This window comes from Ciceribacter ferrooxidans, from assembly GCF_004137355.1.
Taxonomy (GTDB): domain Bacteria; phylum Pseudomonadota; class Alphaproteobacteria; order Rhizobiales; family Rhizobiaceae; genus Allorhizobium; species Allorhizobium ferrooxidans.
The window spans coordinates 1-444 of record NZ_SDVB01000242.1; the positions used below are offsets into that span (position 1 = coordinate 1).

The 444-nt window shown below is 38.3% G+C and carries 1 protein-coding gene and 1 pseudogene; both read right to left on the bottom strand.

All coding sequences use genetic code 11. From position 1 onward, the window contains the following. Nucleotides 1-133, bottom strand: a pseudogene (locus tag EUU22_RS26155) (cytochrome c oxidase subunit II); the annotation flags it as partial. Between the two features lie 135 nt (nucleotides 134-268). Then, on the bottom strand, nucleotides 269-444 hold a 176-nt coding region (locus tag EUU22_RS26160), incomplete at its 5' end, for a cytochrome c oxidase subunit II transmembrane domain-containing protein (protein ID WP_165351180.1).

Genomic DNA, 444 nt, shown 5'->3' on the forward strand with positions numbered 1-444 from the left:
TGATGAGTACTCGAACTGGGGCGTTTATTGGAACAATTATACGGTTGTCTACCTCTAAAAGACGCAATTGACCGGGCAGTAAGTCTATGGTAGGTGTTATATAAGAATCAAATGAAATATCTTCGTAATCGCTATATTCATAACTTCAATACCATTGATGCCCAATAGTTTTTACCGTGATGAAAGGGTTACTAATTTCATCTATTAAGTACAAGATACGAAGAGAGGGGAGGGCAATCACAATCAAGATAATAGAAGGCATAATGGTTCAGACTATCTCAATCTCTTGGGCGTCGATTAGGTTAGTATTAGTTAGTTTTGCAGTCATTATAGTAGTAATAATGTAAAGTACTAGAATGCTGATTAGGAATACAGCAACTAAAGCATGATCATGAAAGTGGAGAAGCTCTTCTATGATCGGCGAGGCCGCGTCTTGGAAGCCGA